Origin of the sequence: Aquisphaera insulae (assembly GCF_011064615.1) — a bacterium.
Lineage (GTDB): Bacteria > Planctomycetota > Planctomycetia > Isosphaerales > Isosphaeraceae > Aquisphaera > Aquisphaera insulae.
Genome location: NZ_JAALJH010000013.1, coordinates 80,440 through 99,326 on the forward strand (window position 1 = coordinate 80,440; position 18,887 = coordinate 99,326).

The window sequence follows — 18,887 nt, forward strand, 5'->3', positions numbered from 1 at the left end:
GGTGCCGACGCGGCTTGTCCGGGCGGCGTCCGACTGGGATCATGGAATAATTGAAACGACCGAACGGCGATCCATGGCGCGGTGGACCGTCCCGACCTCGGCGAGAGTGGCCGCGTGACGGGGGATCGAGCGGGATGGCGACCAGGTGGCGGCTCCGGCCCTTCGACTCCGCGCAGATCCAGTCACTCAGCCGAGGCGCGCGAGTCTCGCCGCTCGTCGCCCAGTTGCTGATCAACCGGGGGATCACCGATCCTCAGCAGGCCGTCGCCTTCATGCAGGCGAAGCTGAGCGAGCTCAACGACCCGGAGACGCTGCCCGGCGTGACGGAGGCGGCGGAACGCGTCGTCCGCGCGATCCGCGCGGACAGGCCGATCGTCATCTACGGCGATTACGACGTGGACGGAGTCTGCGGCACGAGCGTCCTCTGGGCCTGCCTGAGGTTGGCCGGTGCCCGCCAGGTGCACTACTACATCCCGCATCGGGTGGAGGAGGGCTACGGGGTCAACGGCGAAGCCCTCGTCAAGCTGGCCCAGGCCCACCGAAACGCGCTGGTGATCACGGTGGATTGCGGCATCTCGGCCGTGGCGGAGGCCGCCAGGGCCCGCGAGCTCGGGCTGGAGCTGATCGTGACCGATCACCACACGATCGGGCACGACCTCCCCGGGGCCGACGTCCTGGTGCACCCGCGGCTACCCGGCAGCACATACCCGTGCGGCGACCTCTGCGGCGCGGCGGTGGCGTTCAAGCTCGCCTGGCAGATCTGCAAGAGCTTCGGCGACGGCAAGAAGGCTTCTCCGCATCTGCGAGACTTTTTGGTCCGTTCGCTCGGGCTCGTCGCCATGGCGACCGTGGCGGATGTGGTCCCGCTGACCTCTGAGAACCGGATCATCGTCCGCCACGGCCTGGCCGGCATCGCCGCCGCGCCGATGGTCGGCCTGAAGGCCCTGATGGCCGTGACCGGGAGCCTCGACAAATCGAAGCTGACCACCGGGACGGTGGCCTTCGGCCTGGCCCCCCGGATCAACGCGGCGGGCCGCCTGGAGCGGGCGATGCGCGCCGTGGAGATGCTCACGACCGAGGATGCCGACCTCGCGGCCGTCATCGCCGGCGAGCTCAACGAGCTGAACGCCAAGCGCCAGGAGGTGGAGCGATCCATCGTCCAGGAGGCCCAGGAGATGGTCCGGAGCGCCGGCGGCTCGACGGGCAAGGGGGCGATTGTCGTGGGCAAGCGGGGCTGGCATCCCGGGGTGATCGGGATCGTCGCCAGCCGCCTCGTCGAGTTCTATCACCGCCCGACGATCGTGGTCGCTCTCGGCGATGAGGTCTGCCAGGGCTCCGCCCGCTCGATCCCGGGATTCAATCTCTACGAGGCGATCCGGGAATGCTCGGACGGCCTGATCGCCTTCGGGGGCCACGCCGCGGCCGCCGGGCTCAAGATGACTCAGGATCACTTCCCCACGTTCGCCGAACGATTCAACGCCCACTGCCAGGGGGTGCTGACGACCGAGCAGCTCGAGAAGAGCATCACCGTGGACGCCGAGGTTCAGCTCAGCCAGCTCACGCTCGCCACGGTCGAGGACATCGAGCGGCTGGAGCCGCACGGGATGGGCAACCCTCGGCCCCTCTTGCTGGCGAGTCAGGTCCGCGTCGCCGGCGAGCCCCGGGTCGTCGGCGCCCAGCGGAACCACCTCCAGCTCCGATTCCTCCAGGGCAACTTCCAGATCAAGGCGATTGGCTGGGGGCTGGCCGAGAAGGCTCGCGAGCTCACCCCCAATGCGGTCTGTTCGATCGTCTTTCATTCGAGCATCAACGAATGGAACGGTCGCCGCGAGGTCCAGCTCGAGTTGCGGGACGTGAACGTCGAAGCGGCCGCGGCTTCCGCCCCGGAGCGGATGGCAACGGCCCCCGCATCCGCCTGAGTGTCTCTCGACCTCGCGACCATTCGACCGCAACCGCACGCTCCTTTGGCGAGGCCGGACGGCACTTTTCCGCCGGCCCGGTGTTCAATGGGAAGAGATGCGTCCTCGCCGACGCCGTCCGAGGCAGGGTCCTCGCGACGATCCGTCCCTCCCACTGAGGTCCACCCAAGATGACAGCTCTTGATTCGAGCATGTTCCGGCGGCTCGCCGGTCTTTCCATGGCGGCGATGCTGATGACCGCCGCGTCGGCGACCGTCGCCGCCGACGACGCGAAGCAGCCGGAGAAGAAGGCCGCGAAGAAGGCCCTGGCCGCCCCCGCGCTCCAGGGGCTCTTTCGCGACCTGGATGTGAATTCCGACAAGGTCCTCGACCGCCAGGAAGTCCCCGAGGGGGGCCGCAAGGCGTTCGACGCCGTCCTCAAGTACGCTGACACGAACCACGACGAGAAGCTCCAGGCCGCCGAATACCGCGACGTCCTCAAGAAGCTGAAGGCCGAGAAGCCGAAGTCCGAGGCCAAGGAGACCAAGGCGAAGGCAACCGAGTCGGCCGCCAAGCCGGCCAAGCCCGCCGTGACCGCGGCCAAGCCCGCCGAGACCGCCAAGCCCTCAGAGCCCGCGGCCAAGCCCGCCGAGACCGCGGCCAAGCCCGCCGAGTCCGAATCGAAGTCCGAGGCTGCCGCCACCCCGACCGCACGCCGCCAGGTCATCCGAGAGAAGCTCAAGGCCATGGACAAGGACGGCGACGGCCGGATCAGCCGAACCGAGTTCACCGGGAAGCCCAAGCAGTTCGATCGACTCGACACGAACCACGACGGCTATCTCGACCGTGAGGACGTCAAGAAGGCGCGGGAAGGCAAGGTCAACAAGGCGAAGGGCAAGACGAAGGCGACGAGCTGAGCGTCCCACGCCGAACCACGAACAGAAGCCCCGGCCGTCGACCTCGAGACGTCCGGGGCGTTTTTGTGGTTCATCCGGAAGGAGCGTGCGCCCGATCGGAGGCTCACGGCCGAAGGGGCAAGACGGCCTTGCGGGAAGAAGCGGGTGGCCAGGTGAGGGAAGCGGGCCGGGGCCTTGGGCTCGAGCGACGATAGGTGATCGTTGCGAGTCCCGAGGCCGTCTCGGTCTCACTTGCCGAGGCGGGCCGAGACAGAAATCGTTCCCCGCTTACCAAGGGGGAGAGCCGGATTTGGCCTCGTCCTGAAGCTCGCGCGCGTCCGCCGGATGAGCCCTTCGTAGGGTGCGTCAAGCGGAGCGCAGACGCACCGGACCGCCGAGGCATGGTGGACGAGCGAGCGATCTGAGGTCCCTGTGCCTTGCCCGAATGGGGAATCCTCGCCATCCTGGTGCCGATCCGATCCGGTGCGTCTGCGCTCCGCTTGACGCACCCTACAAAGGACGGTCTCACCCTGAGGAGAGACTCCCTGGCGGGAGGTGAACTGCCCCGCCGCTCATCCGGCGCACGCTTCGGCCGGATGAACCGTTTTTGTCGACGCCATGAGCGTGGTCACGACTTCTGGCGGCAGAGCAGGTAGAGCCCCCAGAGGCCAGCGGGCAGATCGTCGTCCGGAGGGGGAGCGTCGTCGCCGCGATCGGCTCGCCAGCGCTCCCAGCGATCAAGGCTCTCGGCGGACGCCAGCGACGACGGTTCGAGGGCCATCCCCCGGCGCACCATCCAGGTCAGGTGACGGATGACCGCCGCGACCTCGAGGCCGCGGATGGCCGCCGCGTCGGTCACGGTGAAACCCTTGGCGATCAGGCGGTAACTCCACTCCTCGGTCGAGACGTGCGCGGACGGAGTCGCCGCGGGAACCCTCGTAGCGTCCGGCGACGTTCCGGACGCCTCGACGGGCCTCGTGCGGTGGTTGACAGCAGCCACAGCCGGCGGCTTCACCACGCTCGGGGCCTCTCCGAGAGTGGCCTCCGATCGGGCCGCGACCTTCTCCGGCGAGGCTCCGATGCGCGGGTGCGCGGAGATCGCCTCCAGGATCGCGCCGCCATGTCTCTCGACTCGTGCTCGCCCGAGGCCCTTCACGCCCGCGAGCTCGGCCGGCGTCGAGGGGCGGTCCCGAACCAGGGCCTCGAGGGTCTCATTCGTGAAGATGCAGTAGGCGGGCTGCCTCAGCTCGCGAGCCCAGCTCGACCGCAGCTCCTTCAACCGGTCGCGGAGCGGATCCGGCGGCAGGTTCGAGGCGTCCTCGACGGACTCCTCGGCCGCCTCGAGCGCCGGGGCTGGCCTTGCCGCGGAGCGGGGCGAGGCCGCGGATTCGAGGCTGGATTCCCGGGACTCCCACGTCGAGGGGACCGCACGCACGGGCTCCGGCCTGCGGCCCTGCCCGCCCCTGCGGAGCTTTGCGATCAGGTGGTCGGGCAGGTCGAGTCGAGGGGCCGTGGCCTCGGGATTCCTCAGGTAGTCCCATCCGGCATCCGTCATGGTCAGGACCGGCTTGAACCGGTCAACCTCCTGCGACTCGAGCAGCCGGGCCTTCGCCAGCGCGTCCAGGATGTCTCCGACCTCCTTCTGGGTCAGCCCGCTGTCTCTCAGGATGCCGAACGTGCTCAGGCGGTCGAGCCGGGACTTGGACATCTTCTCCGAATCCGAGCCCGTGAGCATCATCGCGACGGTGGTCTTGCCGAATCCCCCCTTCGCCCGAGCCACTCCCGAGAGGATCTTCAGCAGCAGCTCACGCCCGCCCGGGGTGTCGATCGGGGTGGCGGAGCCGGCCGCACTCAGGCCCTCCGCGGCATGGCCCTGCCCGGGCCGGCAGTTGTCGCAGTTGCCGCAGGCGCCGGTTGCCGCCAGCTCGGCCTTCTCCCCGAAGTATCTCAGCACGAACGCCCGACGGCACTGATTCGTCCTGGCGAATTCGATCATCCGCTCGAGCTTGGCGTATTCATGCTGCTTCCGCTTCTCCAGCTCGGTGAAATCGATCTTGAGGTCGCGGGGACGCTTCGAGCGGTCGAGGACCCGGATCGCATTGCCCCGGAAGGGGGGGACGTAATCGATCGGGAGCTCCGCGGTGAGCGACTTGATCGCCCTCCCGAGTGCGGCGCGTTCCAGTCCCAACGCCTCTGCCAGGTCGTCGGGGCGGAAGTAGACCGCCTCGCCGTAACGACCGCGGACGAGCCCTTCCAGGCCGCGGAGCACGATCTGCTGGTTATGGGCCTGGGGGCTGAGGCGATTCACGAGGCTGGGCACCTCCCCGTTCTCTTCCGGCTCGAGGTTGATTCGAACGATCGCCTGGTTCTCGCGCGGCAGGAACTTCTCGATCGCCCCCGCGTTGTCGAGGATCTTCAGGACGGAGCCGATCGCCGACTCGTTGAGGTCGAGCCGCGCCTCCTCGCGGATCTCGGCATGGGTCAACTGGATCGGCTCCTGATCCAGCCTCCGGAGGAACTCGTAGACCTGATGGACCGCGCCTCGCGGAGGGTACTCGTTCTCGATGAACATCTCCTGCAGGTAGCGATCGCCGTAGGAGTGGATCAGCAAGCAATTCGCGGGCTGGCCGTCGCGGCCGGCGCGGCCGGCTTCCTGGTAGTAGGCCTCGAGCGTCCCGGGCAGGTTGAAGTGAATCACGGAACGGATGTCGCTCTTGTCCACGCCCATGCCGAAGGCGTTGGTGGCGACCACGATCTCGGCGCGGCCGCTCATGAACCGGTCCTGGGATTCGTTGCGCTGCTCGCGGGTCAACCCGGCGTGATAGACGACGGCCTCGCGCCCCAGCTCGGCCGCGAGGTAAGCCGCGACCATCTCGCAACGGGCCCGGCTGGATGCGTACACGACAGCCGCGCCCGGGTTCTGCCGGAGCGCACGGGCCAGCTCCTGGAGCTTGGCCTCGTCCTTGCCCGCCTCGACGACCGAGTACCGGAGGTTCGGCCGATCGAAGCCCGTGATGATCAGCTCGGGGTCGCTGAGCTGGAGCTGGTCCGAGATGTCGCGCCGGACCGCATCCGTGGCGGTGGCGGTGAGGGCGATGCACGGCGGCGAGCCGAGCTGCTTCCGGGCAAACCCCAGTCGCGCGTAATCCGGGCGAAAGTCGTGCCCCCACTGGCTGATGCAGTGGGCCTCGTCGATGGCCAGCAGGCTCGGCTTGAGCCGCGCCATCAGGCTGACGAACCGAGAGCTACGGAATCGTTCCGGGGCGACGTAGATGATCCGGTGCCGGCCCGCCTCCACCTCCATGAGCCGGGCTCGCTGCTCGGCCAGGTCGAGGGTGCTGTTGATGAGCGTGGCGCTCAGCCCTCGCTGGGTGAGCGCGTCCACCTGGTCCTTCATGAGGGCGATGAGCGGACTGACGACCAGGGTCACGCCCGGCAGGAGCTGCGCGGGCAGTTGGTAGCAAAGGCTCTTGCCTCCCCCCGTCGGCATGACGCAGAGCACGTCGCGTCCCGCGAGAGCCGGCTCGATCGCCTCGCGCTGGCCGGGCCGAAACCCGACGAGTCCGAACTGCTCGCGGAGCGTCTTCTCCAGGTCGAATTCCGCACCCGCCAGGCTCATGGGCCGTCGTCCCCTTGTCGTGCTCGCGTCACGTCCCATTATAGGATAGGATCAGTGTACGGTTGGAGACCTCTGTCCCGGGTTTCGTCGTCGGGTCACCCGGGGAGATCGCTCCGTTCCGGTTTCCCGGAGCCGCGAATTGGGCTGGCTGCCCTGCCGACCTGGCCTCGATGCGGCTTTCCTGGAAGAACGGGGCCTTGCGGAGATCCCGAGGCGACCCACGGAGTTCAGGGCGTCATGAGCACCGCGTTCACCCCGAAGAAGGGACTCGACGAGAAGAGGCCATGCGACGTTGCGAAGAGGTCTCGCAAGATTGTCTACCCCGACAGCGATGGTCGGCCCATTGCGGATAACACGCGGCAGTTTCGGTGGATCGTGATCATCAAGGAGGGTCTGGATATCCTCTTCGCCGACCGCCAGGACGTCTTCGTCGCCGGAGACCTCCTCTGGTACGCCGAGGAGGGGAAGCCGAAGGTTCGAATGGCGCCCGACGCGATGGTGGTGTTCGGACGCCCCAAGGGGGACCGCGGGTCCTACATGCAATGGGTCGAGGAAGGGATCGCCCCGCAGGTGGTCTTCGAGGTCCACTCTCCGGGCAATCGTCGCGCCACCAACGAGCGCAAGTTCCGCTTCTACGAGGATCATGGGGTCGAGGAATACTATTACTACAATCCCGACAACGGGAAGCTCACCGGCTGGCGGCGGAGCCGAGGCAAGCTTCGCCCCATCCCCGACCTCAACGGCTATATGAGTCCTCGGCTTGGCATCCGTTTCGAGCCCGGGAAGGGGCCGGATAGCCTGCGGATCATCGGCCCCGACGGCGAGGTTTTCATCTCCCCCGTTGAGATGGCGAACCAGCGAAAGCGCGACCGCAAGCTGCTCGAGTCGGAGCGGGAGCGTGCCGAGTCGGAGCGGGAGCGCGCCGATCGGCTCGCCGCGAGGCTTCGCGCCCTGGGCCTGGACGCGGACTGAGCAAGGTCGCTCACCCGTATGAATTCCTCCAGCGTCTTTCGACTTTATCGAGAGCGACTCGGTGTCACGCCCGCACAGGCCAGGGCCCGCCTCCTGTCGGATCGAGTCGAGGTGGTTCGGGGACCCCGGATGACTGTCGAACGGATCATCCATGACCTCGAGTCGGCCGGCGCGTCGGTCGAAGTCGTCCCCATCCCGGAGTGGACCGAGGTCGGCCACCGGGATCAAGAACGGTGCCTCCGCCGCTGTTCGAACTCCGCGAGCCACGCCCGGGTCTTCTCCAGGTCCTCGGCCCGGACCCGGACCTTCGGATCCTGACCCCAGAACTGGGGGCGGAGTCCGCCCATGACCATGTTGATGTCGACGTGATCGGCGACGGCAGGGATCCCTTCTTCCATCAGGCGGTCGGCCACGAACTTGGCCTCGATCGTGTCCGCCGCGCTGTAGCATTCGACGAGGTCGGGCAGGGGGGTGCCGGCGAAGTCGGCGAGCGGATCGTCGACCGGAGGGCCCTTCTCGATGGGCTCATCCCGGATGGGCTCGGCCTCGTCGGCGGTGACGAAGTCGGGATCCTCGACCCCATCCTGGGTCGTCCCGCAGGACCAGCAAACCTCGAAGGAGTCGTCGACGCGCGAGTGGCAAGCGGGGCACGTCCACATCGTTCTCCCTCCCATCCGAACCGGTCGCAACCAGGATCACGACGCCGCGCTCATCATCGCGGAGCATCGTGGCCCGTTCAAGTGGCGGCACATGGTTGACTCCCTGGATCTTCCGGTTAGAATGTTCTCTCGTGACTCGCCAGGGCGCATAGCTCAGTTGGCTAGAGCGCGTCGCTGATAACGACGAGGTCTCAGGTTCGAATCCTGATGCGCCCATTCGCGATGTCTTTCGGCCGGACGGACAGTCCGACCGCTCGACGGTGAAATGCAACGAGCCCGGGTCGATGATCGATTCATCGACCCGGGCTCGTTCTGTTTTCGAATCGTGTCGCCGGGCGAACTCAGGCGCGGGGGGACGAGCTACCGGGCGAGGGTCACTCGTCGTCGTCCTCGGGCTCGTCGTCCGGCTCGACGTCCTCTTCCTCCTCCTCGAGATCCTCGTCGTCCTCGACGGCGGCCTCGATTTCCTTGACGGCGGCGGCCGTCTTCTTGGGGGCGGGCTCGGGCCGGGGGATGATGGCGCCCAGCCCGGGGGCATCGTCGGGCATGGCTTCCTTGGTGCGCTGGACGAAGTGCGTCCCGCGCCCCTTGGCCGTGAGCTCGGCGGCGCGGGCCTCGGCGGCCTCCTTCTGGGTGTAGTCGAAGGATGCCACCTGCTTGAAGGCGTCGTTCATCACGACCCAGACGATCCGCATCCGGGCCGCGGGCTTGGCGGGACGGCTGGACTTGGCCTTGGACTTGGCCGGCGCCTTGGCCTTCTTCTTCGGCTTCCGGTCGACGACTTCCTCCTCATCGGCTTCCGGGGCGGCCTCCTCGGTCTCGTCCTCCATCGGATCCGGCGGCTCCGCCGCTTCGTACTGGCGCCTCAGCTCTAGCCGGTTCTGCGGTTTCCCAGCCATGAAACCGTCCCTCTCATCATTTGGAACAGGAACTCGCGTGATCCGGACCGATGGTCGGATCTCCCTGCGGCGCAGCCCGTTCCGATCGCGGAAAGGGCCTGCTCGCCCGGCCCACGATTCTAATCGATCGCTTCGCGCTTGGATAGTACGCGCGATGCCGCTCGCGGCCCGTGCGTCGCCCGGCCCTTGAGCGTGTCGAGGTGGGGCCGAGGGGTGCAGATGGATCCGGTGTTCACATGCCCCTCCTCGCCGACAGCCCGCCGAGCCTGCTCGAGCTCGATTCGGATGCGGCGGAGGAGCTCCTCGGGATGATAGGGCTTGGTGAGGAACTGATGCACGCCCAGCGCGGCAAGGACTTCGGCGTGCGAATCCAGGATCGCGGCGCTACAGATGATGACCGGCTGCGAGGGCTCGAGGCGGCGAATCCGCCGGCAGACTTCGACCCCGGGCAACCCCGGCAGATTCAGGTCCAGGAGGACCAGGTCGAATGGGCCCCTTTCCTCGAAGGACCGCGCGCCTTCCGGCCCGTCCGGGGCCTCGGTCACGTCGAAATGCTCTCCCCTCAGGAACTGGGCGACGAGCGTGCGGAGGCGGGCTTCATCCTCGACGAGCAGGATTCGGGGGGGCGGGCTATTTTCCATAGGGTCCTCCGTGAGTCCGGGTCTCATCCCTGAGACGAGCGAGATCCTCGGGTCGGCGGCGCCCCCGGGCGGCCGGATGCTATCCGATGGAGTCCGCGCGGTCCACGCGAGTTGCCGGGCCGGCCGATGCACTCGGGTCCGGATCTGACCCCTGCGTCGCCCGGTCGACCCCCAGCCCCTGGCAGAGGAGGGCGATGCCGACGTGCTTGGTGATGTTGAGGCCGAGGATGCCCCAGAGGACGCCCAGCCGAAAGAGCCAGAAATTCAGGGCGACGCAGGCCACCAGGCCGAGGAGCGCGGCGATCGAAATCTGGGGGCGAGAGGGGTCCATCTCGTGATTATGGGACGCCACCCGGGATTCGGGAAGTGTCCCCGCGGGGTGGCACTCCGGTCCATTCGAAAGCGGGCCCGAGGCCGACCCGGGCGGCCCCGGGTGCCCCCTGGCGGAAGGCCATTGGCGCGTTTAGGATATCTCCCATCGAGCGGGGCTCGCCGATGGTCAATTCTCATGCCGGTCCCGTGCCAGGGCGGCGACGGCCGGCTCACCCGATGATCGTACGTGCGGCGATCGACCGAGCCTTCACGCGGTCACGGTTCCTTGGAACCCGTCCCAGGCAGTGATGGATCCATCATGGCGAATTCGACGATCATCCGTCCGGAATGGTGCACCGAGATCGACCCCGTGCTCCAGAAGGAGCTCGAGAGGCACGTCGTGGTGACGACGTGGGACAAGCTGATCGGCCTGGTCGATCCGATCTACAACTGGGGGCGCAGGTCCAGCCTCTGGCCGCTGGGGTTCGGGCTGGCCTGCTGCGCGATCGAGATGATCTGCACGGCGTCCAGCCGGTTCGACATCGCCCGCTTCGGCGCCGAGGTCTTCCGGGGCTCGCCGCGGCAGGCGGACCTGATGATCGTCTCCGGGACCGTCACCAAGACGATGATGCCCATGATCGCCCGGCTCTACGACCAGATGCCCGAGCCGAAATACGTGATCTCGATGGGGGCCTGCGCCACCGGCGGGGGCCCCTTCAAGGAGGGGTACAACGTCGTCTCCGGGATCGACAAGTACCTGCCCGTGGATGTTTACGTGCCGGGCTGCCCGCCCACGCCGCAGGCCCTGATCAACGGCCTGATCATGCTCCAGAAGAAGATCGACGGCGAGAAGATCGTGAACGCGCCCTGGTATCGAGGGGACGTCGATCGCGACATCCCGATCCCGGTGCTGGGCCCCGACCTGATCGACCTGCGGACGGTGGAGATCGCCGCCGAGAAGACGGCCCAGGGGGCGTTCGAGGCGCGCGAGGCGGACCTCCCGAAGCCCCCCAAGATCCCGGCTCCGCAGCCGGAGCCCGAGGCCGCGCCGGCCGACGGTCAGCCCGCGCCGCCCCCCGCCGCGGCCCCCGCGGCGAGGCCGATGAGCAAGATCGAGATGATCCGGGCCAAGGCGCGCGGCGAGGCGGTTCCCACCCCCTCGGCGGCCTCGCCGGCGCCGGCCCCCGCTGCAGCTTCGGCCGCGAAGCCCGGGAAGAAGCCCAAGAAGGCGGAGGAGCGGCCGAGCCTGGTCTGGCTGGGGGCCGAGAAGCTCAGCGAGCTCGCCGGCCGACTGAACCGGGAGCTCGGGGCGGGTGCCGCCGTGATCGTCGAGGCGGGCCTGCTGATCCCCGCGGAGAAGCTGGTTGCCGCGGCCCTCTATCTTCGCGACCGGAACCCGATCCGCTACGACTACCTCGCGAGCCTCCAGAGCGTCCACTACGAGGATTGCATCGAGGTCAACTACCAGCTCGACAGCACGACAACCCCCGGCTCGCTCATCGCCCTGCGGGTCCGCACCGACGAGGCCGAGGGGAAGGGCGAGGTCCCGTCCCTGTACGACGTCTATCGCGGGGCGGATTTCCAGGAGCGCGAGGTCTACGACATGATGGGCGTCCGGTTCACCGGACATCCGGAGCTGAAGCGGATCCTGATGTGGGACGGGTACGCGTACTATCCGCTCCGCAAGGATTATCTCGAACCCTACTACGAGGCGCCCGCCAAGGTCTATCCGAGCCGCGTGGACGAGGGCTTCGGCCAGCAGGTCCGCGCGGAGGAGCTCAGCCCGCTGGGCACCAACATCAAGGTCCCGCGCGGCTTCAAGGACTGGGCCAGCCTCTCGAGCGGCTCCGACCCCAAGGGCAAGCCGCTGCTCCCGGCCGGCGTGGAGGTCGAGGAGCTCGGCACCGATCAGTACATGATCAGCATGGGGCCGCAGCACCCGAGCACCCACGGCGTCTTCCGGCTGAACCTCCGGGTCGACGGCGAGACCATCGTCGGCCTCAAGCCCGTCATGGGCTACATGCACCGCAATCACGAGAAGATCGGCGAGCGGAACACGTTCCTCATGAACTTCCCGTTCACCGACCGGCTCGATTATCTCACCAGCATGGGGAACAACTTCGGCTACGCGCTGGCCGTCGAGCAGCTCATGGGCGACGACGCCAAGCCCCCGGAGCGGGCCGAGTACATCCGGGTGATCATGGCCGAGCTGACGCGGCTCGCCAGCCACATGTGGTCGGTCGGCTTCCTGCTCAACGACCTCGGCGCGTTCTTCACCCCGGCGCTCTACGCGATCGAGGAGCGTGAGCTGATCCTGGACCTCTTCGAGTGGGCCGCCGGCAGCCGGATGATGTGCAACTACTTCCGATTCGGCGGGGTGGCCTTCGACCTGCCGAAGGGCTGGATCGAGCGCTGCCGGGGGATCGTCAACGATCGGATCGACGCCAAGATCGACGAGCTGGACCGATACCTCTCCGAGAACGAGATCGTCCTCGATCGGTGCAAGGGCGTGGGGATCCTGAGCCCCGAGCAGGCCGTGAACTACTCGACGGCGGGGCCGGTGCTGAGGGCCTCCAACGTCGCCTATGACGTCCGCCGGGCGGCGCCTTACAGCATCTACGACCGGTTCGACTTCAACGTGGTCACCGGCCCCAACGGCGACCTCTACGACCGGTATTACGTCCGCCTGCTCGAGATGCGCGAGAGCGTCAAGATCCTCAAGCAGGCCGTCCGCGACATCCCGGACGGCCCGATCCTCCCGGGCAAGAAGAGCTACCAGATCAAGGTCCCGTCCGGCGAGGCCTACTCGCGAGTCGAGAATCCCAAGGGGGAGCTCGGCTACTATGTCGTCTCCGACGGGTCGGGGACGGCCTATCGCTATCACGTCCGGAGCCCCAGCTTCATCAACCTGACCGCGCTCGAGGCGATGTGCCTGGGACATACCGTGGCGGACGTCGTCGGCATCCTGGGAAGCCTCGACATCGTCCTCGGCGAGGTGGATCGCTAGGCGGGCGGCAAGGGCGGAGACTCGTTGACTTCAGACCATCGCGCCGGGGTTCCGGCGACATCCTACCAGTCGGGGCAGGCTTCCATGGGAATTGGACAGGGCGTCATCCGCGGCCATGCGATCACTCTCCGACGTTTCGTCCTGACCTTCTGGCGCGATTTCCGGCTGGGCAAGGCCTTCGCCCGCCGGGGAGGGGGACACGGCGCCTTCGATTTCTTCCAGAAGCCGGAGCGCGGTCACGAGCCTACCGTGACCCAGGACTTCACCACCGACGGGCTGTTCACCGTCGAGTATCCCGACGAGCGCCTGCCCGTCTACGAGCGTTTCCGCGTCCTCCCGATGCTCGTCTACGACACCGAGGACGGCAACGTCCGCTGCACCTCGTGTAACATCTGCGCCAAGGTTTGCCCCCCCCAGTGCATCTGGATGACCCAGGCGAAGAGCCCGAAGGGGACCGTCGTCCCGTTGCCCGAGGATTTCTACATCGACATGGACGTCTGCATGAACTGCGGCCTCTGCTCCGAGTACTGCCCGTTCGACGCCATCAAGATGGATCAGAACTTCGAGCTGTCGAACTACGAACGGCATCAGACTCATATCTATTCGCTCCAGGATCTGCTCGTCTCGAGCGAGTACTACTCGAAGACCCACCCGGACGCCTGGGCGAGCGCCGAACAGGTCGCGGAGCGTGGCAAGGTCGCGAAGAAGAAGGACCAGCGCCTCCAGAAAGCCCTGTCGGCCGGCCGCTCAGCCCCGGCCGCGAAGCCATCTCCACAACCCGCCGGCGCCTGAGCCACGAGCTTCGCCTCTCCATCCGGGACGGGACCAACGGCGCCGGCGCCGCTGGTCCCGTCCCGTCCCGGTTCGCGTCGTGGAAGTGCTTCCCTCCACGGCATGCCGAAAATCCGCGGAACAGACCCAAGTTCAGTGGCATGAGGCGAGTTTCTTGGTAACATAGATAAAAGGCGGGGTTTAGAATGGGCTTGTTCCGCTACTTGAGCCTCTCAGACGAGCTTCCTCATGATCAACATATTCCGTCGATTGGGAGTTTCGGGTCGGAATGGTGAAAAGGGGGGCTCGCTGTCGCCCGTGGGGCATAGGGCGAGGCTGCGGTCGATCCGTCCTGGGGTCGCGGTCGAGCTGCTCGAGGATCGCCAGCTCTTGAGCACCGTGCAGACCTTCGACGGCGGCGGGACGACTTACACCCTGCAGCAGATTGCCGGGCCGCCCCAGGCATCGATCCAGTCCGGCGGACCGACCGGGAGCTTCCTCAGGCTGGCGACCTCGCCGGCCAGTCCAATCGCGGGGAACAACAACTCGATCTCGTTCGTGACGAGTGATGCCGGGTTGTACAACTCGGTCCAGGCCAACTGGGATTTCCGGGTGACGCAGACCGTCGCGGGCCAGAAGGGGGTCGGCCTGTCGTTCGCCCTCCTGAACACGAACAACTTCGGGACCAGCGGCGGCGCGGCGAGCCTCGCCCCGCAGCAAGGGATCTACGACGGATCGTTCGCGTTCGGATTCGACACGACCAGCAACGTCGTCTACGCGAGCCTGAACAGCGCCGTCGTCACCGCCGCCAGCCTGCCCGCGTCGGTGGACCTCGCGAGCGGCCAGTTCATCCATGCGTCGGCCACGATCGACTTCCAGCATTCCACGATCTCGCTGACCCTCACGCCGTCGATCTCGGGGCCCGCCACGACGGTCTTCAGCGATGTCGACATCCCGAACCTGGGCCCCTATCAGTCCCGCGTGTCCTTCCAGGCCGATAACACGGCGGCGGCCTTCGCGGACTTCGACCTGGACAACGTCAACGTCCAGTACACCGGCCAGCGACTGGCCGGGTCCGTCTCCTTCGGTGCGGCCAACTTCTCGGCCAACGAGTCGGACGGCGTGGCCTTCATCACGATCATCCGTACGGGAGGATCGTCCGGCTCCGTGACGATCGGCTTCGTGTCGGCCGACGGGACGGCCCGGAACGGGGTGAATTACCAGTCGGTAGCCGGTCCGATCACGCTGGCGGACGGACAGACCCAGGCCGTGGTGGCGATCCCGCTCATCGACGACGGGGTCGCCGGGAGCGACAGGACGGTCCAGCTCTATCTCAGCAATCCGACCCTGACGGCGCCGCTCGTCCCGCCGATCGTATCGACGCTGACGATCGTCAACACCGACCCCGTCCCGCCGACCGTCTCGCCCACGGTCGCGAAGGTCTACAGGGCGGGGACCCATCGCGTGACGGGATTCCGGCTCACGTTCAGCCAGTCCCTCGACGCGGCGAGTGCGCAGGACGTGGCGAACTACGCGATGATCTTCCCGTCGACGGCGGCACGGAGCAGCCGCGTGCGAACCGCCCGCGCCGCCCAGCAGACCTACTCGTTCGCCCAGGCGACGCTCGACCCGACGGGGACCGTGGTGACGCTGAGCCGCGGCGCCCTCGGGCGAATCCACTTGCCGAAGGTCCTCCAGATCCTGGTGCGAGGCACGCCCCCGACCGGGATCCGGAACACGACCGGAACCTACCTGGCCGGCAGCGGCGGGGCCGCGGGGACCGACGCCCTGCTGACGGTCCGGATCTGAGCCGAGCCGGCGCGAGCGGGGCGTCGAGGAATCCACGTCGTGGTGGGGTCTTGCTCCATCACGACCGCCCCCTTAAGATGATCGCTCCATGGTCCTAGTCGGGCGAGCCCGTCGCGCCGATCCCGGTCCCGGGAAAGCGTTTCTCGCCGGTCGGCCGTCCCGCTCCGCGCGACGCCACGCGAATCCGAGCATGATACCGACACCGCCGCCGCCGAAGTACGCACCAGGCACCCATCTCCGCGTGACCCAGTTCGTCCGCGTCGGCCATCGCCGCTGGCTCACCCGGGTCGAGGGGCTGGTGGAAGGGGAAGGTCGCCGACCCGTCGGGGGGATCGAGATGGGGGGCAAGGCGTCATACTGCCAGCAGCCGACCATCCGCCTCCGTCGGACCGACGGCGAGCTGGTCGAGATCGCCGTGGACGAGGAGACGAAGGTCGAGGCCGTGCCGGCCCCGGCAACCTGATCGCGGCACTCCGGTGTCGATCCGCGGGGCCTCTCCCGGCCCGGGGAGCGAACGGAGTCCGGGCGGCCCCGCCTTGGCCGCCCTAACCGAGGCCAGAACCCAGGTGACACGTCGATGGTTATTTACAATTACATTTTCATCGGACTGTTGCTCCTCCTGGGGATCACCTTCGGGCTCCTGCCGCTGATCGCCGTGGCCGTGGTGGCGCCCCGGAAGCGGTCCCACGCCAAGGCGGACACGTACGAATGCGGCGTGAGGACCTACGGCGAGACCTGGATCCGATTCCGGATCCAGTATTACATCTACGCGCTCATGTTCGTCGTGTTCGACATCGAGACGGTGTTCCTCTATCCCTGGGCCGCGGCCTACGGCGAGCTCGGGCTCTTCGCCCTGGTCGAGATGATCGTCTTCCTGGTCATCCTTTTCATCGGCCTGGCCTACGCCTGGGCCAAGGGGGTCCTGCGGTGGGTTTGACTTGGCTCTGCGCCGGGGCCTGGGCGGTCCCGACCCTCCTCTCCCAGCAGCCGCTCGTCGAGCTCAGCTTCTTCACCAAGGTCCGCTGGGTGCTCTGGCTCCTGGTGGGCTTCTTCGGGGTCTTCCCGGGCATCGTCGCCTACATGGTCTGGCTCGAGCGCAAGGTGGCCGCGCGGTTCCAGGACCGGATCGGCCCCAACCGCGTGGGGCCCCTGGGCCTGCTCCAGCCGATCGCCGACGCGATCAAGCTGATCACCAAGGAGGACATCGTCCCCCGGAACGCGGACCGCTGGGCGCACCTCGCGGCGCCCGTGGTGGTGATCACGTCGTCGTTCCTGGTCATGGCCGTGATCCCGTTCGCGATCGGCCTGGCCCCGGTGAACCTGCCGTCCGGGATGGCCTACCTGATCGCGGTCTCCAGCCTCAGCCCGCTGGGGATCTTCCTGGCCGGCTGGTCGAGCCGGAACAAGTACTCGCTCCTGGGGGCGATGCGGGCCGTGGCGCAGCTCGTCTCGTATGAGGTCCCCCAGGTCCTCTCGACGATCCCGATCGTGCTCTGGGCCGGGAGCCTGAGCCTGGTGACGATCTTCGAGCGGCAGCTCGAGTTCGGCTGGTTCCTCTTCTCCCCCCCTGGATTCCTGGCCTTCCTGATCCTGCTGATCGCCAGCATCGCGGAGGTGAACCGGACCCCCTTCGACCTGCCGGAGGCGGAGTCGGAGATCATCGCCGGCTATCACACCGAATACTCGAGCATGCGGTTCGGGCTCTTCTTCCTGGCGGAATACCTGAGCGTCTTCGCCGTGAGCTGCCTGGCGACGGTGCTCTTCCTGGGCGGGGGGACGATCCTGCCCTTCATGGCCTTCCCGGCGAACATCGTGAGCCCCGAGTCGACGGTGTCGCTGATCGTGGCCGACGCGATCCTGCTGGGGGTCTTCCTGACCAAGGTCCTGTTCTTCATCTTCGTGATGTTCTGGGTCCGCGCGACCCTGCCGCGGATGAGGGTAGACCGTCTGATGAATTTCGCCTGGAAATACCTGGTCCCGCTGAGCATCGCCAACGTGCTGGTCGCGGCGATCTGGTACGAGTTGGTGATCCGTCCCGGGGACCTGACGGCCGCCAACTGGTTCAAGGGGGTCGCGGTGACGGGGCCGATCGTGGTCGTGCTGATTTTCCTGGTCTTCTCGATCAACCGCCGGCTCGCCGCCGGCGAGCCGCTGGGGGCGGACTGGCCGACGGTCCGGACCGTCCCCCAGGCCGGCGGCGTGGTCCCCTCGGGGCGTGCGTGAGGCGGCCGGAAGGCGTGTTTCGCAGCCATTGAGACGAATGAGCCCGCTAGCCGGGCGGACCGGAGGGGTGGTCGTGCTCCAGATCGTTTTCTTCGTGATCGCGGGCTTCGGGCTCCTCGCCGCGCTCGGGGCCGTGCTCGCGCGCAATCTCGTCCACGCCGGCCTGTTCCTGGTCGGCTACTTCTTCGCGGTGGCCGCGGTCTTCGTGCTGCTCGAGGCGGAATTCCTGGCGGCGCTTCAGGTGCTCGTCTACATCGGCGCCGTGGCGATCATCCTGATGTTCGGCATCATGCTGACCCGGAATATCCAGGGGGACGACACGACCATCCTCGTCGGCCGATGGCGGGCCCCGGCGATGGTGGCGGGCCTGCTCCTGTTCGGCGTGCTCGTCTTCGGGATCAACAACGCGGTGACCCCGCCCGGCCAGCCGAGCTGGCAGGGCCGGGCCGAGCGTCCGTCGATCGTCGAGGACATGACGTCCCCCCCGGGGACCGCCGCCCGTCGCGATTCGATCAACAACATGGGCCGGATGGTCGGCCTCGAGCTGATGAAACGGTACGTCGTGGGGTTCGAGGTCGCCGGGCTGCTCCTGACCGCCGCCCTGGTCGGGGCGATCGCGCTGGCGCACCGGGATGAGGACGAGCCGGGTGCCGCCGCTTCCGGCGACCGGGCCGCCGACCGCACTGAACCGGCGGCGGCTGCTGCTGCGGAGGCCGGCCTCGCCGCCAGCGGCGGGCGGGCGTCGAGCTGAGCCGGGCGGACGTGGTGGCTGGCGTTCGAGGACGATGGGGACGGCAGACGGAATCGCGAGGGAATCGAGCCGATCATGAGCAATGACATCCCGCTGACCTGGTTCCTCTATTTCGCCGCGGCCTCGTTCTCGATCGGGCTCATCGGCGTGCTCCTGCGGAGGAACGCCATCGCCGTGCTGATGGCGATCGAGATCATGCTCAACGCCGCCAACGTGAACCTGGTGGCGTTCTGGCGATACGGGACGCCCGCGACCGTCGCGTCGGCGGGGCCGATCCCCGGCGTGATGATGGCCATCTTCGTGATCACCGTGGCCGCGGCCGAGGTCGCCGTGGGCATCGGCATGATCCTCCTTTGCTATCGCCGCTGGCGCGTCGCCGACGTGGACCAGTACGACACGCTCTCGGGTTGATGATCATGGTTTCCGTCCC

The 18,887-nt window shown here is 67.5% G+C and carries 16 protein-coding genes, 1 tRNA gene and 1 pseudogene; 13 read left to right on the plus strand and 5 right to left on the minus strand.

Annotated elements, in window-relative coordinates; genetic code table 11:
* Nucleotides 1-134 precede the first annotated feature (134 nt).
* Together recJ and G6O54_RS37315 are read left to right on the plus strand one after the other, a co-directional pair.
* Nucleotides 135-1,919 carry a single-stranded-DNA-specific exonuclease RecJ gene (gene recJ, locus G6O54_RS10200; protein ID WP_165224211.1) on the plus strand — a complete coding sequence of 595 codons (1,785 nt, stop codon included), beginning with the start codon at nt 135-137 and terminating at the stop codon, nt 1,917-1,919.
* 170 nt (nt 1,920-2,089) lie between these two features.
* Nucleotides 2,090-2,815, plus strand: coding sequence for an EF-hand domain-containing protein (locus tag G6O54_RS37315; protein WP_205678732.1), 726 nt, complete (start codon nt 2,090-2,092; stop codon nt 2,813-2,815).
* A gap of 607 nt (nt 2,816-3,422) precedes the next feature.
* Here the strand turns inward: G6O54_RS37315 and G6O54_RS10210 are convergent.
* Nucleotides 3,423-6,413 carry a RecQ family ATP-dependent DNA helicase gene (locus tag G6O54_RS10210; RefSeq protein WP_165224213.1) on the minus strand — a complete coding sequence of 997 codons (2,991 nt, stop codon included), beginning with the start codon at nt 6,411-6,413 and terminating at the stop codon, nt 3,423-3,425.
* Nucleotides 6,414-6,650: 237 nt separating this feature from the next.
* Between G6O54_RS10210 and G6O54_RS10215 the strand changes: the two genes are divergently transcribed.
* Nucleotides 6,651-7,385: a Uma2 family endonuclease gene (locus G6O54_RS10215; RefSeq protein ID WP_165224215.1), complete on the plus strand. Its 735-nt coding sequence runs from the start codon at nt 6,651-6,653 to the stop codon at nt 7,383-7,385.
* Nucleotides 7,386-7,609: 224 nt separating this feature from the next.
* Here the strand turns inward: G6O54_RS10215 and G6O54_RS10220 are convergent, their stop codons facing one another.
* Nucleotides 7,610-8,044, minus strand: coding sequence for a putative signal transducing protein (locus tag G6O54_RS10220; protein ID WP_165224217.1), 435 nt, complete (start codon nt 8,042-8,044; stop codon nt 7,610-7,612).
* 142 nt (nt 8,045-8,186) lie between these two features.
* Between G6O54_RS10220 and G6O54_RS10225 the strand changes: the two genes are divergently transcribed.
* A tRNA-Ile gene (locus G6O54_RS10225) sits at nt 8,187-8,260 on the plus strand.
* A gap of 158 nt (nt 8,261-8,418) precedes the next feature.
* Here G6O54_RS10225 and G6O54_RS10230 read toward each other — a convergent pair.
* The 3 genes from G6O54_RS10230 to G6O54_RS10240 form a co-directional block, all read right to left on the minus strand.
* Complete coding sequence (locus G6O54_RS10230; RefSeq protein ID WP_165224219.1) at nt 8,419-8,943, minus strand: hypothetical protein; 525 nt, start codon at nt 8,941-8,943, stop codon at nt 8,419-8,421.
* A gap of 119 nt (nt 8,944-9,062) precedes the next feature.
* Nucleotides 9,063-9,584 carry a response regulator transcription factor gene (locus tag G6O54_RS10235; protein ID WP_165224222.1) on the minus strand — a complete coding sequence of 174 codons (522 nt, stop codon included), beginning with the start codon at nt 9,582-9,584 and terminating at the stop codon, nt 9,063-9,065.
* Nucleotides 9,585-9,663: 79 nt separating this feature from the next.
* A complete protein-coding gene (locus G6O54_RS10240; protein ID WP_165224225.1) occupies nt 9,664-9,936 on the minus strand; it encodes a hypothetical protein in 273 nt (90 codons plus the stop codon).
* Nucleotides 9,937-10,215: 279 nt separating this feature from the next.
* On the opposite strand from G6O54_RS10240, the pseudogene nuoB reads away from it, so the two are divergent.
* From nuoB to nuoK, 9 genes and pseudogenes are all read left to right on the plus strand, one after another.
* A pseudogene (gene nuoB, locus G6O54_RS38760) lies at nt 10,216-11,577 on the plus strand (NADH-quinone oxidoreductase subunit NuoB); the annotation flags it as partial.
* A 234-nt stretch (nt 11,578-11,811) separates the two neighbouring features.
* Nucleotides 11,812-12,903, plus strand: a complete 1,092-nt coding sequence (locus tag G6O54_RS38765; protein WP_369432133.1) for an NADH-quinone oxidoreductase subunit D — start codon at nt 11,812-11,814, stop codon at nt 12,901-12,903.
* A gap of 84 nt (nt 12,904-12,987) precedes the next feature.
* The gene (locus G6O54_RS10250) at nt 12,988-13,695 is read left to right on the plus strand and encodes a 4Fe-4S binding protein (protein WP_165224230.1); all 708 of its coding nucleotides are present in this window, start codon (nt 12,988-12,990) and stop codon (nt 13,693-13,695) included.
* 378 nt (nt 13,696-14,073) lie between these two features.
* A complete protein-coding gene (locus tag G6O54_RS10255; RefSeq protein WP_250846807.1) occupies nt 14,074-15,483 on the plus strand; it encodes a Calx-beta domain-containing protein in 1,410 nt (469 codons plus the stop codon).
* Nucleotides 15,484-15,673: 190 nt separating this feature from the next.
* Nucleotides 15,674-15,946 (plus strand): hypothetical protein, encoded by a 273-nt coding sequence (locus tag G6O54_RS10260; protein ID WP_165224234.1) that lies wholly within the window; start codon nt 15,674-15,676, stop codon nt 15,944-15,946.
* Nucleotides 15,947-16,060: 114 nt separating this feature from the next.
* The gene (locus tag G6O54_RS10265) at nt 16,061-16,420 is read left to right on the plus strand and encodes an NADH-quinone oxidoreductase subunit A (RefSeq protein WP_165224236.1); all 360 of its coding nucleotides are present in this window, start codon (nt 16,061-16,063) and stop codon (nt 16,418-16,420) included.
* Nucleotides 16,411-17,706 carry an NADH-quinone oxidoreductase subunit NuoH gene (gene nuoH, locus G6O54_RS10270; RefSeq protein WP_250846805.1) on the plus strand — a complete coding sequence of 432 codons (1,296 nt, stop codon included), beginning with the start codon at nt 16,411-16,413 and terminating at the stop codon, nt 17,704-17,706. The genes G6O54_RS10265 and nuoH overlap by 10 nt, the downstream gene beginning before the upstream one ends.
* Nucleotides 17,707-17,779: 73 nt before the next feature.
* Nucleotides 17,780-18,457 carry an NADH-quinone oxidoreductase subunit J family protein gene (locus G6O54_RS10275; RefSeq protein ID WP_165224238.1) on the plus strand — a complete coding sequence of 226 codons (678 nt, stop codon included), beginning with the start codon at nt 17,780-17,782 and terminating at the stop codon, nt 18,455-18,457.
* Between the two features lie 75 nt (nt 18,458-18,532).
* Nucleotides 18,533-18,868, plus strand: coding sequence for an NADH-quinone oxidoreductase subunit NuoK (gene nuoK / locus G6O54_RS10280; protein WP_165224240.1), 336 nt, complete (start codon nt 18,533-18,535; stop codon nt 18,866-18,868).
* The last annotated feature ends 19 nt before the right edge of the window (nt 18,869-18,887 follow it).

Coding starts and splice junctions, on each gene's coding strand:
- G6O54_RS10235 (WP_165224222.1), bottom strand. CDS start 9,584: ATGGAAAATAGCCCGCCCCCCCGAATCCTGCTCGTCGAGGATGAAGCC.
- nuoK (WP_165224240.1), top strand. CDS start 18,533: ATGAGCAATGACATCCCGCTGACCTGGTTCCTCTATTTCGCCGCGGCC.
- G6O54_RS37315 (WP_205678732.1), top strand. CDS start 2,090: ATGACAGCTCTTGATTCGAGCATGTTCCGGCGGCTCGCCGGTCTTTCC.
- G6O54_RS10215 (WP_165224215.1), top strand. CDS start 6,651: ATGAGCACCGCGTTCACCCCGAAGAAGGGACTCGACGAGAAGAGGCCA.
- G6O54_RS10265 (WP_165224236.1), top strand. CDS start 16,061: ATGGTTATTTACAATTACATTTTCATCGGACTGTTGCTCCTCCTGGGG.
- G6O54_RS10230 (WP_165224219.1), bottom strand. CDS start 8,943: ATGGCTGGGAAACCGCAGAACCGGCTAGAGCTGAGGCGCCAGTACGAA.
- G6O54_RS38765 (WP_369432133.1), top strand. CDS start 11,812: ATGATCAGCATGGGGCCGCAGCACCCGAGCACCCACGGCGTCTTCCGG.
- G6O54_RS10210 (WP_165224213.1), bottom strand. CDS start 6,413: ATGAGCCTGGCGGGTGCGGAATTCGACCTGGAGAAGACGCTCCGCGAG.
- recJ (WP_165224211.1), top strand. CDS start 135: ATGGCGACCAGGTGGCGGCTCCGGCCCTTCGACTCCGCGCAGATCCAG.
- G6O54_RS10260 (WP_165224234.1), top strand. CDS start 15,674: ATGATACCGACACCGCCGCCGCCGAAGTACGCACCAGGCACCCATCTC.
- G6O54_RS10220 (WP_165224217.1), bottom strand. CDS start 8,044: ATGTGGACGTGCCCCGCTTGCCACTCGCGCGTCGACGACTCCTTCGAG.
- G6O54_RS10250 (WP_165224230.1), top strand. CDS start 12,988: ATGGGAATTGGACAGGGCGTCATCCGCGGCCATGCGATCACTCTCCGA.